Raw genomic sequence first — 13205 nt, forward strand, 5'->3', positions numbered from 1 at the left:
AGGGGTTCCTGTTCAGGTCTTATTCGTTGGTGCAGCCGAGTACTTCTTCAACACTGGTCAGACCTTGCTTGACTTTCATGAGGCCCGAGCGGCGCAGTGAATTGATGCCTTCCTTCTCGGCCTGGGCCGCGATTTCCATCGCATTGCCGTTGGTCAGGATCAGCGCCTCGATCGCCGGCGAGATCGGCATGATCTGGTAGATGCCGACCCGGCCCTTGTAGCCGGAGCCCAGGCAACGATCGCAGCCGACCGGGCCGTAAGGCTTCCAGGTGCCGTCGATATCGGTTTCGCGGTAACCGGCGGCGAGCAGCGCTTCATCGCTCGTCTCGAGCGGCTGCTTGCAGGTGCACAGGCGTCGCGCGAGGCGCTGGGCCGTGATCAGGATGACCGACGAGGCGATGTTGAACGGCGCCACGCCCATGTTCATCAGGCGCGTCAGCGTCGACGGTGCATCGTTCGTGTGCAGCGTGGAGAACACCATGTGGCCGGTCTGGGCGGCCTTGATCGCGATGTCGGCCGTTTCCAGATCGCGGATCTCGCCGACCATGATGATGTCGGGATCCTGGCGCAGGAACGACTTCAAGGCAACAGGGAAGGTCAGGCCGGCCTTTTCGTTGACGTTGACCTGGTTCACGCCGGGCAGGTTGATCTCGGCCGGGTCTTCCGCTGTCGAGATATTGATGCCCGGTTTGTTCAGCAGGTTCAGGCAGCTGTACAGCGAGACGGTCTTGCCGGAGCCGGTCGGGCCGGTCACGAGCACCATGCCGTAGGGGCGGGCGATGGCGTCGAGCAGCAGCGCCTTCTGGTCCGGGTCGTAGCCGAGCGCGTCGATGCCCATCTGGGCCTGGGTCGCGTCCAGGATACGCATGACGGTCTTCTCGCCGAACAGCGTGGGCAGCGTGCTGACACGAAAATCGATGGTGCGCGTGGCCGACATGATCAGGCGCATGCGGCCATCTTGCGGCACACGCTTTTCGGCGATGTCCAGGCGCGCCAGCACCTTGATGCGCGAGACCAGCTTTTCGCGGATCGCCAACGGCGGCGAGGCATGGTCGCGCAGCACGCCGTCCACGCGCAGGCGAATGCGGTAGAACTTTTCAAATGGCTCGAAGTGGATGTCGGACGCGCCCATGGTCACGGCGTCGATCAGGATCTTGTTCAGGAAGCGCACGATCGGCGCGTCTTCGACATCGTTGGCCGCTTCGACGGGCGCAACGTCCTTGTCGTCGTCGGCGAACTCGATCGCCGCTTCTTCGCCGGCCAGGTCGCTCAGGTCTTGCTCGGCGCCCTTGGCGATCGCCGCCAGCAGGGCCAGCAAGGCGTCGTGCGGAACGATGACCGGTTCCACCGTCGCTTCGCTCTGGAACTTGATCTGGTCGAGCGCCTGGCTATTGGTAGGGTCGGACAGCGCGACCGACAGCTTGTTGCCACGCTTGGCGAGCGCGATCACGCGCTGGGCCTGCATCAGCTTGGCGTCGATGGCGCTGGCGGGCAGCACATTGACCGAAAACGCCGACAGGTCGAGCAGCGGATAGCCGAACGTTTCGGCGCAAAACGCGGCCAGCGCGCGCGACTCGATCGCGCCGCTGGCCAGCAGGGCATCGATGAACGCGACTTTTTCCTGCGCGGCTTTCTTGTGCAGCATGTCCGCCTGCACGGCGCTCAGGCGGTTGGCCTGTACGAGCGCGCGCGCCAGGCCCGACAACGGTGTGCCGGTGGTCGGATGAGGGAGGACTGCTGCCATATGAGCCGGGTGTGGGTACCTCAGGAATGCGACTAGGGCGCCAGAGTCGCCGGCGGGTCAGGGGATGATGCCTACGGGCACTACTTTTGTAAAGTATTTGGTGTGGGTAGCGGCTTTGTTACCACGTGGACGATTTGGCATGCGATGCCGAATCGTCCACGAAGATCCCGCCCCGGTCTGACGCCCACAGAGTGAGCCGCATTGACCGCGATGAAATACTCTTGGTAAAGCAATTACGGTTGTGGTCGCATTGTAAAGCTGGGTTTTTGCAACAGTACCGACACGGCATTATGCCTGCTGTGCCGGCCTTCGCCATGCGTCAGCGCGCGAGCGCCAGGCGCGTTGCCGGTGCGGCGCCGCCCTGTGCGAGCTTGAACACCGCCAGCGCATCGGTCAGGTGGCCGGTCTGGCCTGTCAGCGATTCGGCCGCTGCCGATGCTTCTTCGACCAGCGCCGCATTTTGCTGCGTCATGGCGTCGATGCTGTCGATGGCCAGGCCGATGTCTTCGATACCGGCGTTCTGGCGCGCGCCGGCGTCGCGGATCTCGAGCATGATGGTCTGCACCTTGCGCACCGCGTCGACGATCTGCGCCATCGTGGTGCCGGCTTCGTCCACCAGCGCGCTGCCGGCATCGACCTTGGCCACCGAGTCGCCGATCAGGCCCTTGATTTCCTTGGCTGCCGCCGCCGAGCGGTGCGCCAGCGTGCGCACTTCGCTGGCCACGACGGCAAAGCCGCGCCCTTGCTCGCCGGCGCGCGCCGCTTCCACGGCCGCGTTCAGCGCCAGGATATTGGTCTGGAAGGCGATGCCGTCGATGGTGGCGATGATGTCGACGATCTTCTTCGACGAGGCGCTGATGTCGCCCATCGTCGTGACCACGCCGTCGACGACGTCGCCGCCGCGTGTGGCGATGTCGTTGGCCGTTGCCACCAGTGCGCTCGCTTCGCTGGCGTTGGCCGCGTTCTGGCGCACTTCATCGGTCAGTTCGGCCATCGCGCGCGTGGTGCGGTCGACGTTCGATGCCTGCGATTCGGTGCGGCTGGCCAGGTCGGCGTTGCCGCTGGCGATTTCGCTGCTGGCGCTGGCGATGGCGTCGGCCGACACCTTGATGTCGCCCATCAGCGTGGCCAGGCGCGTGCGCATCTCTTTCAGCGCCGCCAGCAAGCTGCTGCTGTCACCGGCGTCGGTGTGGATCTCCATCGACAGGTCGCCGGCGGCCACGGCCTGCGCGATCGTGCGTGCATACGCCGGCTCGCCGCCGAGCTGCTGCCAGATCGTGCGCACCATGAACCACGAGATCGCGACCAGCACGGCGATCACGATCAGGGCCGACAGTACCATCGCGAAGACGGTCCGGCGCACGCTGTCCTGGCTGGCCTCGATGCCGGCGGCGAACTGGCGTTGGGCACTCTCGGCCGTCTTGGCCAGGTCGGCGTTCAGCGTGGCCAGCGCCTTTTGCATCGCGCCGACGGTGGCTTGCGGGTCGCCTTGCTCCATGTCGAGCATGATGCGGGCCGAGGCCAGCGCCGGCGTGTAGTACGCATTGAATTCGGTAGTGAGGCGCGCGCCGGTGGCTTGCTGGCCGGGGATCTGACCGAGCTGGCCGAGCGCGGTGCGTACCTTGGCGGCCTGGCCATTGGCCTGGTCGACGAGCGCCTTGTCGTTTTCGGTGACGGCATCGGTCAGCGTGACCGTGACGGCGGCGATGTCGAGCGACAGGACCTTGACGGCGTCCATCAGCGGATAGTCTACCGTCTCGGTGGTGGTGATCGAGTTCAGGGCGCCGTTCGCGATGCCCGCGGCAATGCCGGCGCCCAGGCCGAAGATGATGGCCGAAATGATGGGCAGTGCCCAGATCCTGCGCTTGATGCTCATGCTTGTCTCCAGAAACAAAGCCCGCCACGCGGCGTGCAGCCGGTGGCGGGCAATGTCATTACGTGCTTATGGGGTCAGGACAACCTTGACGCTCGCATCGACGGCGCTCTTGTCGATGTAGCCGATGGCCTTCGGGTTGCCGGCGACGGCAGCCTTGACGGCGGCATTGTCGGCCACTTCCTTCGGCATCGTGGCCTTGCCGGTAAATACCAGCTTGGACCACAGGGCCTTGGCCTGGGCCGCGTCCTTGTCCGCGACTTTTTTATAGAACTCGGCGCGCACCGGGGCGTTGTCCGGCTGGTCGATCGGCGTCATTGCCGTCGATTTACCCAAGAAGAACTGGGCCACCTGGTCCTTGGACAGCGTGCTCTCGGCTGCTTTCGGGTTGACGACGACGACCACCTCGGCCAGTGCCGGCAGGGCGAAGCTGGAAGCCAGGCAGGCGGCGATAATGCATTTTTTCATGGCCGCTCCTTAGAACACGAAGTCGAGGGCGACGGCGCCCACGGTCACCGGACCGGAGAAACCCGGCTGGGCGTTGATGAACAGGCCGTTGCCGGTTGGCTTGATGCGGTCGATCTGCAGCTTCAGCGCGGCCGACTGGTGGAAGTCCCAGCGTACGCCGATGGTGTCGGTGGTCTGTTCGCCCTGGCCGACGCCCGAGACGGCGATGCGGCTCACGCCGGCGCGCAGTTGCTGCACGGTCGGGGTGCAGGCGGCCGGGTAGCCGGCGGGGCAGGCGGTCGGCACGGTGTTGGCGATGGTGCTGTCGATCTTCAGTTCCGAGCGCGTGTAATACGGCAGGAACTTGCCGATGCGGTAGCCGCCCATCACGTACCACGACGTCGTGTCGTTGATGTACGTTTCGGTCTTGCGCTTGGCAAATTCGCTTTGCAGCACGAAGTTGTTCCAGTCGGCGGTCAGGCCGATCGAGTTGAACGTGCCCTTGTCGCCCTTGGCTTCGACCTGGTCGGCCAGCGTGACCAGCTGTGGCAGGCGATAACCGGCGCCGGCGGCGCGCAGCGAGCCGACCAGCGTATTGAGCGATGGCAGGTCGTCGAGCGTGATCTTGGTGCGGGCATGGCCCACGCGCAGCGTGAACGGGCCGTTTTCGGCTACCACGTTCAGGGCCAGGATGTCCTTGCCGCGCACGTGGAAACTCGTCACCGGGGTCTTGGTGGTGCCGGCAGCGAACTGCGTCGTGAAGCTGGTGTTACCGAAGTCGCGGCGCCAGGTGATGTCGGCGCCATCGACGCTGTTGAACGGCACTTGCGAATACAGTTCCGACGGCGGACGCAGCATCGTGTTGGCGTAGCCGACGTTGCGGTAATCCGAGATCATGAAGATCGGCAGGCCGACACGGCCCACGCGCACGCTCAGTTCGTCCGAGATGCGGAACTTGGCGAAAGCCCAGCTCAGTTCGGCGCCATAGTGTTCTTCGGCGTCCTTGCGCACCAGGCCCTGGGCGGTGAGCGAGAGCCACTCGTTGACGGCGTAGTCGGCTTGCAGGCCGAGGTTCGAATCGATGCCGGTATTAAAGTCGCCGGCACTGCCGCTGGCCTGGTTCGGGCGGGCGAATTCAGCGCGGCTGTCGTCAGAGTAGGTTGCGGCGGCGGTGCCGAAGCCGCTGATTTTGACGGCATTCTCCTGTGCCTGTGCGAGTGGCGCACACAGGGGCAGCGCCAGCAAGCTGGCGATGATTGTTTTTTTCATAAAAGGGACGTGGTGCTGAAACGTAAGCTGCTAGGAAAGAGGCGCTGTCCAGGGCAGCAGGCAGGAGCGCCGGTACATACTGGAATTAATTCTATCCACCGGGCAATAATGGCGGCAACAGGTTTATGACAATCCGTGACAATTCGAGATGATTCGCCAACTACTGTGGCACAACTGACACAAACTCTGGTCAGATTTCTTTCATTATTGGCAAGTGACGGGTGCGCCGTCCGCCCTGCCTAACTGCCGCGATACGTGGAATACGACCAGGGCGTCATCACCAGCGGCACGTGGTAATTCTGGCTGACGTCGGCGATGCCGAAACCAAGCGCGATGCGGTCGAGAAAGCGGGGTGAAGGCAGGGCCACGCCACGCGCCGCATAGTAGTCGCCCGCATGAAACACCAGTTCGTACTGGCCCGGCGCGATGGCCGCGCCGTCAAGCAGCGGCGCCGAGCAGCGGCCATCCTCATTTGTCACGTCGGCCCTGACCAGCCTGCGGCCGGCAGCGTCGATCGCATACAGTTCGACGACGATGCCGGCGCCGGGGCAGCCGTGCGCGGTGTCGAGTACGTGGGTAGTGAGTTTGCCCATCCGGTGTCCCATATGTGGTTGATGCGTTGCGGTATGCGTCGCATCTTATACCGCCGTGCGCGCGGCGCTATATGATCAGGCTTATACCACTCCTCGGACCGCTGCCATGCACAATCCCTACCCGCGCGACCTGGCCGGCTACGGCCGCACGCCGCCCCATCCCCGCTGGCCGGGCGCGGCGCGCGTCGCGCTGCAGTTCGTGCTCAATTACGAAGAGGGCGCCGAGAACAGCGTGCTGCACGGCGACGCCGCCTCCGAAACCTTCTTGTCCGAGATCGTCGGCGCCAGCGCCTTCCCCGCGCGCCACATGAGCATGGAATCGCTCTACGAATACGGCTCGCGCGCCGGCCTGTGGCGCCTGCTGCGCCTGTTCGAAGAGCGCAAGCTGCCGCTGACCGTGTTCGGCGTGGCGCAGGCGCTCGCGCGCCATCCCGAGGCCGTGGCCGCATTCCGCGAACTGGGCCACGAAATCGCCTGCCACGGCCTGCGCTGGATCTCGTACCAGAACATCGACGAAGCCACCGAGCGCGCCCACCTGCACGAAGCGGTGGCCATTTTCCGCGAGCTGACGGGGGCGCCGCCGCAGGGCTGGTACACGGGCCGCGATTCGCCCAACACGCGCCGCCTCGTGGTCGAGCATGGCGGCTTCGCGTATGACGCCGACCATTACGGCGACGACCTGCCGTTCTGGCAGCAGGTCCAGACCACCGCGGCCGATGGCTCGGCGCGCCTCACGCCGCACCTGGTCGTGCCGTACACGCTCGACACCAATGACATGCGCTTCGCCTCGGCCGGCGGCTTCAATTCGGGCACCCAGTTCTTCGACTACCTCAAGGATGCCTTCGACGTGCTGTACGCCGAGGGCGATCCACAAGGCTTGAACCAGCCGAAGATGCTGTCGGTCGGCCTGCATTGCCGCCTCGCGGGCCGCCCGGGCCGCACGGCGGCGCTGGCGCGCTTCCTCGATTATGTCGGCCAGCACGACCACGTCTGGGTCACCCGGCGCATCGATATCGCCAATCACTGGAAAACAGTGCATCCCTGGGTGGCGTGAAGCATGTCGGAGATATATATTTATTGATATAACAAATATCTACTTGGTCTTATAAGTTGGTGGGCGGCGAATGGTAGCCTTCCGCCTTTGGCGTCCAGCTAATTACCCAGCAAAGACAGGCATGTCAGAACCGATCCGATTCTTTTACCAGGGCCAGGTGCGCGAACTGCGCGACGTGAAGCCCACGCAAACCATCCTGCAGCACCTGCGGGAGGACTTGCGCTGCACCGGCACCAAGGAAGGCTGTGCCGAAGGCGATTGCGGCGCCTGCACGGTGGTGATCGGCTCGCTGGAAGACGGCGAACTGGCGCTGCGTTCGGTGAACGCCTGCATCCAGTTCACGCCGACGCTCGACGGCAAGGCGCTGTTGACGGTTGAAGACCTGGCGCAACCCGATGGCGCGCCGCATCCCGTGCAGCAGGCGCTGGTGGAATGCCATGGCTCGCAATGCGGCTTTTGCACGCCGGGCTTTGCGATGTCGCTGTTTGGCATGTACCTGAAACAGGAAGGGCGCACGCCGTCGCGCTGCCAGATCAACGATGCGCTGTCGGGCAATCTGTGCCGCTGCACCGGCTACCGCCCGATCATCGACGCGGCGCGCCGCATGGTCGAACTGCCGCCGGTGGCATTCGATCGCGCTGCGCTGGCCGAGCGCCTGCGCACGCTGCAGCGCAGCCACGGTTTTACGTATGCCGCGCACGGCCAGCAGTTTCACGTGCCGCGCACGCTGGCTGAACTGACCGCGCTGCGCGCCGGGCACCCGGCGGCCGTGCTACTGGCCGGGTCCACCGACGTCGGGCTGTGGGTCACCAAGCAGCTGCGCGAACTGGCCGACGTGATCTGGCTCGGCCAGGTCGCCGAACTGAAAACGCTGCGCGAATTCGATAGCATGCTCGAGATCGGCGCCGGCGTGTCGCTGCAAGATGCGTATGCGGCGCTGTGCCAACACTATCCAGACGAACTCACCGAACTCTGGCAGCGCTTCGCGTCGCTGCCCATCCGCCATGCCGGCACGCTCGGCGGCAACGTCGCCAACGGCTCGCCCATCGGCGACTCGATGCCGTGGCTGATCGCGCTGGGCAGCCAGGTGGTGTTGGCCAGCAGCGCCGGCACGCGCGTGCTGGCGCTGGACGATTTTTACCTGGGCTACCAGAAGAAGGATCTGCGGCCCGGTGAATTCGTCCAGGCCGTGCGCGTGCCGCTGCCGCAGTCGCGGTCCGGGCTGCGCTTTCGCACCTATAAACTGGCCAAGCGCTTCGACCAGGATATCTCGGCCGTGTGCGCGGCGTTTGCCGTCAGGCTGGACGGAGAGACAGTTGTCGAGGCGCGCATCGCGTTCGGCGGCATGGCCGCCATCCCGCAGCGCGCGCGCGAAGCCGAGGCGGCGCTGCTCGGCCAGCCGTGGAGCGAAGCTGTGTTGAAGACTGCAATGGCCGCGCTGGCCCGCGACTATGCGCCACTGTCCGACGCCCGCGCGTCGAGCAACTACCGCATGCGCACCGCGCAGAACCTGCTGCGCCGCTTCTGGTTAGAGACGCGCGTGACCGATCCGCTGCCGGCGCACGCCGTCAATGCCTTTGCCGGCGCCTGAGGAGCTATTCATGAACGACGGCGGCATCAAGAACACCGGCGCCTGGGCCGAAGTCGGCCAGGCGCGCAAGCACGAGTCGAGCGAACTGCACGTGCGCGGCGGCGCGACCTTCACCGACGATATCGCGGAATTGTCCGGCACGCTGCATGCGGCGCTGGGGCTGTCGAGCCGCGCGCATGCGCGCATCGCCGGCATCGATCTGGCGCCCGTCGCCGCCAGCGCCGGTGTGGTCGCCGTGCTCACCGTGGCCGACATCCCGGGGCTGAACGATTGCGGCCCGATCATCCACGACGATCCGATCCTGGCCGATGGCCTGGTCCAGTACGTGGGCCAGCCGGTCTTCATCGTCGTGGCCGATACGCACGACAACGCCCGCCGCGCAGCGCGCCTGGCGCAAGTCACCTACGAGGACCTGCCCGCGATCCTGACGCCGCAGGCGGCGCGCGCCGCGCAATCGTATGTGCTCCCGCCCATGCGCCTGACGCGCGGGGACGCCGCAGCCGCCTTCGCGCGCGCGCCGCACACCGTCAAGGGCGAGTTGTACGTCGGTGGGCAAGAGCAGTTCTACCTCGAAGGCCAGATCGCGTACGCGATTCCCGGCGAAGACCGCGGCATGCACGTGTACTCGTCAACCCAGCACCCGAGCGAGATGCAGCACGTGATCGCCCATGCGCTGGGCCTGCACTCCCACCACGTGACGGTCGAGTGCCGCCGCATGGGCGGGGGCTTTGGCGGCAAGGAATCGCAGTCGGCGCTGTGGGCGGCGGCGGCGGCCATCGCCGCGGTGGCTACCTCCCGCCCGGTCAAGCTGCGCGCCGACCGCGACGACGACATGCTCGTCACCGGCAAGCGCCACTGCTTTCATTACGAGTACGACGTCGGTTACGACGACGACGGCCGCATCCTGGCCGCGCGGGTCGACATGGTCACGCGCGCCGGTTATTCGGCCGACCTGTCCGGCCCCGTGGCGACGCGCGCCGTCTGCCACTTCGACAATGCCTACTACCTTTCAGATGTCGACATCCGCGCCGCCTGCGGCAAGACCAATACGCAGTCGAACACCGCGTTTCGCGGCTTTGGCGGGCCGCAGGGCGCGATCGCCATCGAGTACGTGCTCGACGAAATCGCGCGCAACCTGGGGCGCGACGCGCTCGATATCCGGTGCCTGAATTTCTACGGCAAGGTTGACCGCAACGTGACGCCGTTCGGCCAGACGATCGTCGACAACGTGATCCCCGAACTGGTGGCCGAGCTGGAGGCGGGCAGCGATTACCGCGCGCGCCGCGCGGCGGTCGAAGACTACAACCGTACCAGCCCCGTGCTCAAGAAGGGGCTGGCGCTCACGCCGCTCAAGTTCGGCATCGCGTTCAATGTCACGCACCTGAACCAGGCCGGCGCGCTGGTGCACGTGTACGTGGACGGCTCGATCCTCGTCAACCACGGCGGCACCGAGATGGGGCAGGGCATCAACACCAAGGTGATGCAGGTGGTGGCGCATGAGTTGGGTGTGGGGCTCGAGCGCGTGCGCGCCACTGCCACCAACACCAGCAAGGTCTCGAACACGTCGGCCACTGCCGCCTCGACCGGCGCTGACTTGAACGGCAAGGCGGCGCAGGATGCAGCCGGCAAAATCCGCGCGCGCCTTAGCGACTTCGCGGCGCGCCAGTATGGGGGCGAGGCCAGCGAAGTGCGCTTTGCCGCCGGCACCGTGTTTGTCGCCGGCCTGGCACTGCCGTTTGAGGAAGTGGTCGCCAAGGCCTACCTGGCGCGCGTGCAGCTGTGGTCCGACGGTTTCTATGCCACGCCCGGCCTGCACTGGGATCCCAAGACAATGAACGGCCGTCCGTTCTCGTACTTCGCCTACGGCGCGGCCGTGTCGGAAGTGGTCATCGACACGCTCACCGGCGAATGGAAGCTGCTGCGCGTGGATGCGCTGTACGATGCCGGCCGCTCGCTCAATCCGGCGATCGACATTGGCCAGGTCGAGGGCGCCTTCATCCAGGGCATGGGGTGGCTCACGACCGAAGAGCTGTGGTGGAACCCGGCCGGCGAGCTGATGACGCATGCGCCGTCGACCTACAAGATTCCCGCAGTGTCGGACTGCCCCGAGGATTTTCGCGTCACCTTGTTCGACAATGCGAACGTCGAAGACAGCATTCACCGCTCGAAGGCCGTGGGCGAGCCGCCGCTGCTGCTGCCGTTCTCGGTGTTCTTCGCGATCCGCGACGCCATCTCGAGCGTGGGCGGGCATCGTGTCAACCCACCGCTCAATGCGCCGGCGACGAGCGAAGCCATCCTGGATGCGATCGGCTTCGTGGAAGCGCGCGCCTGATGAACGACTGGCTGCGCGCGCAAGGCATCGAGCCGTCCGTGCTGGTCACGGTGGCGGCCGTGAAAGGCTCCGTGCCGCGCGAGCCGGGCGCGAAGATGCGCGTGCGCGCGCTTGCATTCGACGACACCATCGGCGGCGGCCACCTCGAACACCGCGCGCTCGAAATTGCGCGCGCGATGCTGCACGCTGGCGAGGCGCGCCGCTTCGAGCGTTTTGCGCTGGGCCCGAGCCTGGGGCAGTGCTGCGGTGGCGTGGCGTGGCTCGCGTTCGAACGCGTGGATGCCGATCAACTGGCGCTGTTGCAGGCACGCCGATACATCGACACCTGGCGCCTCGTCGCCCTTGACGGGCCAGCCGAATCGACCGTGCTCGATGCGCCACCGTTCCCGGGCGACACCGGCACGCGTGTCGTGGTTGACCCAGAAGGCGAGGGCGGCCGGCGCTGGCTGGTCGATGCGATCCGCGCCCCGCGCGCGCACCTGATGCTGTTCGGCGCTGGCCATGTGGGCGCGGCGATCGTGCGCGCCCTGGCCGACCTGCCGTGCCGCGTGACGTGGGTCGACGAACGCGACGCCATGTTCCCCGCATCCATCCCCGACAACGTCACCACCGAAGCGACCGACACGCCCGAGGCGCTGGTGCAGCGCGCCGCGCCCGGCACGAGCTTTCTCGTCATGACCCACAGCCATGCGCTCGACCTGCAGTTGTGCCACGCGATCCTGTCGCGCCCCGTGCGTGAATCCGCAGCAGACTGGTTTGGCCTGATCGGCTCCGCCACCAAACGCAGCCAGTTCGAAGCGCGCCTGCGCGAACGCGGCGTCGACGATGCGCGCCTGGCCGCGATGGTCTGCCCGATCGGCATGCCCGGCATCGCCGGCAAGGCCCCGGCCGTGATTGCCGCGTCGAGTGTGGCGCAATTGCTGACGGTGTGGGAAGCTGCACACCACCCAGAACACCAACCGGAATCCACGTAATGCCCACCGTATCACCCACTATCCAGGCGTACCGCGCCAGCCTGCTGCACTTTCGCGCCGATCCGGCCTATGACGACGGCGCCGCGCTGTACCATGAAGACGGCCTGCTGGTCGTCGAGGATGGCCGCATCAAGGCCGCCGGCGACTACGCCGCGCTCGCGACCACGCTGCCGGATGGCCTCGAACCCGTCGACTACCGTGGCAAGTTGATCGTCCCGGGCTTCATCGACACGCACCTGCACTATCCGCAGACCGACATGATCGCGTCCCCGGCCCCGGGCCTGCTGCCGTGGCTCGAGACCTATACCTTCCCGACCGAGCGCCGCTACGAGGATGCCGAGGATGGCCGGAGTACCGCCGACTTCTTCCTCGACGAGCTGCTGCGCTGCGGGACCACGACGGCCATGGTCTACTGCACCGTGCACCCGCAATCGGTCGACGCGTTCTTTGCCGCGAGCGAAGCGCGCAACCTGCGCATGGTCGCCGGCAAGGTGCTCATGGACCGCAACTGCCCGGACTTTTTGCGCGATCTCGAAGGCGAGTTGGGCGAGAGCGAAGCGCTGATCGAGCGCTGGCACAAACGCGGCCGCGCGCTGTACGCGATCACGCCGCGCTTCGCGCCGACGTCGACCGAGGCGCAGCTGCGCCTGACGGGCGAGCTGGCGGCCCGGTACCCCGACACCTTCATCCAGACCCACGTGGCCGAGAACCAGGATGAATGCACCTGGGTCGGCGAGCTGTTTCCGCAGGCGCGCAGCTACCTTGATGTGTATGACAGCTATGGCTTGATGCGCCCGCGCGCGATGTTCGGCCACTGCATCTGGCTCGACGACGAGGACATGGCGCGCATGGCGGCCACCGGCTCGGCCGCCGCCGTATGCCCGACATCGAACCTGTTCCTGGGCAGCGGCCTGTTCGACTTCGAGCGTGCCGACAAGGCGGGCATGCTGCTCTCGCTCGGCACCGACGTGGGCGCCGGCACCTCGTTCTCGCTGCTGCAGACGATGAACGAAGCCTACAAGGTCGCGCGCATGAAGGGCAGCTACCTGACGGCGCTGCGCATGTTTTACCTCGCCACGCTGGGCGCGGCGCGCGCGATGGATCTGGCCGACACGATCGGCAGCTTTGCGCCCGGCCTGGAGGCCGACTTCGTGGTGCTCGACCGCGCGGCAACGCCGTTGATGGCGCGCCGGACCAGCCACAGCCACTCGCTCGAAGAGCTGCTGTTCGCGCTGGCGCTGCTGGGCGACGACCGCACGGTGGCCGCGACGTATTCATACGGCCGCCAGGTCCACCAGAAGTAGGGCAGGGTTGCCAATATTGCCAAC

10 protein-coding genes are annotated in these 13205 nt (G+C 66.1%); 5 read left to right on the top strand and 5 right to left on the bottom strand.

The window, feature by feature from the left end; translation table 11 throughout:
• Nucleotides 1-19 precede the first annotated feature (19 nt).
• The 5 genes from pilB to uraH all read right to left on the bottom strand — a co-directional run bounded on the left by pilB (nt 20) and on the right by uraH (nt 5926).
• Nucleotides 20-1744: a type IV-A pilus assembly ATPase PilB gene (pilB, locus tag AB2N08_RS10770; RefSeq protein WP_367610633.1), complete on the bottom strand. Its 1725-nt coding sequence runs from the start codon at nt 1742-1744 to the stop codon at nt 20-22.
• Between the two features lie 319 nt (nt 1745-2063).
• Complete coding sequence (locus AB2N08_RS10775; RefSeq protein ID WP_367610634.1) at nt 2064-3620, bottom strand: methyl-accepting chemotaxis protein; 1557 nt, start codon at nt 3618-3620, stop codon at nt 2064-2066.
• Nucleotides 3621-3686: 66 nt separating this feature from the next.
• Nucleotides 3687-4085, bottom strand: a complete 399-nt coding sequence (locus AB2N08_RS10780) for a hypothetical protein (RefSeq protein WP_367610635.1) — start codon at nt 4083-4085, stop codon at nt 3687-3689.
• A 9-nt stretch (nt 4086-4094) separates the two neighbouring features.
• Entirely contained in the window at nt 4095-5333 is a 1239-nt protein-coding gene (locus AB2N08_RS10785) for a hypothetical protein (RefSeq protein ID WP_367610636.1), read from the bottom strand.
• A 239-nt stretch (nt 5334-5572) separates the two neighbouring features.
• Entirely contained in the window at nt 5573-5926 is a 354-nt protein-coding gene (gene uraH, locus AB2N08_RS10790) for a hydroxyisourate hydrolase (RefSeq protein ID WP_367610637.1), read from the bottom strand.
• A gap of 106 nt (nt 5927-6032) precedes the next feature.
• Between uraH and puuE the strand changes: the two genes are divergently transcribed.
• The 5 genes from puuE to guaD all read left to right on the top strand — a co-directional run bounded on the left by puuE (nt 6033) and on the right by guaD (nt 13181).
• On the top strand, nt 6033-6980 hold the full coding sequence (gene puuE, locus AB2N08_RS10795) for an allantoinase PuuE (RefSeq protein ID WP_367610638.1): 948 nt from the start codon (nt 6033-6035) through the stop codon (nt 6978-6980).
• A gap of 121 nt (nt 6981-7101) precedes the next feature.
• Nucleotides 7102-8571 carry a xanthine dehydrogenase small subunit gene (xdhA, locus tag AB2N08_RS10800; RefSeq protein WP_367610639.1) on the top strand — a complete coding sequence of 490 codons (1470 nt, stop codon included), beginning with the start codon at nt 7102-7104 and terminating at the stop codon, nt 8569-8571.
• Between the two features lie 10 nt (nt 8572-8581).
• Nucleotides 8582-10903, top strand: coding sequence for a xanthine dehydrogenase molybdopterin binding subunit (xdhB, locus tag AB2N08_RS10805; RefSeq protein WP_367610640.1), 2322 nt, complete (start codon nt 8582-8584; stop codon nt 10901-10903).
• A complete protein-coding gene (gene xdhC, locus AB2N08_RS10810; protein WP_367610641.1) occupies nt 10903-11877 on the top strand; it encodes a xanthine dehydrogenase accessory protein XdhC in 975 nt (324 codons plus the stop codon). Before xdhB ends, xdhC begins: the two co-directional genes overlap by 1 nt.
• Nucleotides 11877-13181: a guanine deaminase gene (guaD, locus tag AB2N08_RS10815; protein ID WP_367610642.1), complete on the top strand. Its 1305-nt coding sequence runs from the start codon at nt 11877-11879 to the stop codon at nt 13179-13181. Before xdhC ends, guaD begins: the two co-directional genes overlap by 1 nt.
• Nucleotides 13182-13205 lie beyond the last annotated feature (24 nt).

This window comes from Massilia aurea (genome assembly GCF_040790145.1).
In the GTDB taxonomy this organism is placed as follows: domain Bacteria; phylum Pseudomonadota; class Gammaproteobacteria; order Burkholderiales; family Burkholderiaceae_D; genus Telluria; species Telluria aurea_C.

What these genes read in the sequence shown, in the direction of transcription:
- xdhC (WP_367610641.1), top strand. Translation starts at nt 10,903, where the DNA reads ATGAACGACTGGCTGCGCGCGCAAGGCATCGAGCCGTCCGTGCTGGTC.
- AB2N08_RS10775 (WP_367610634.1), bottom strand. Translation starts at nt 3,620, where the DNA reads ATGAGCATCAAGCGCAGGATCTGGGCACTGCCCATCATTTCGGCCATC.
- pilB (WP_367610633.1), bottom strand. Translation starts at nt 1,744, where the DNA reads ATGGCAGCAGTCCTCCCTCATCCGACCACCGGCACACCGTTGTCGGGC.
- xdhB (WP_367610640.1), top strand. Translation starts at nt 8,582, where the DNA reads ATGAACGACGGCGGCATCAAGAACACCGGCGCCTGGGCCGAAGTCGGC.
- AB2N08_RS10785 (WP_367610636.1), bottom strand. Translation starts at nt 5,333, where the DNA reads ATGAAAAAAACAATCATCGCCAGCTTGCTGGCGCTGCCCCTGTGTGCG.
- xdhA (WP_367610639.1), top strand. Translation starts at nt 7,102, where the DNA reads ATGTCAGAACCGATCCGATTCTTTTACCAGGGCCAGGTGCGCGAACTG.
- guaD (WP_367610642.1), top strand. Translation starts at nt 11,877, where the DNA reads ATGCCCACCGTATCACCCACTATCCAGGCGTACCGCGCCAGCCTGCTG.
- uraH (WP_367610637.1), bottom strand. Translation starts at nt 5,926, where the DNA reads ATGGGCAAACTCACTACCCACGTACTCGACACCGCGCACGGCTGCCCC.
- AB2N08_RS10780 (WP_367610635.1), bottom strand. Translation starts at nt 4,085, where the DNA reads ATGAAAAAATGCATTATCGCCGCCTGCCTGGCTTCCAGCTTCGCCCTG.
- puuE (WP_367610638.1), top strand. Translation starts at nt 6,033, where the DNA reads ATGCACAATCCCTACCCGCGCGACCTGGCCGGCTACGGCCGCACGCCG.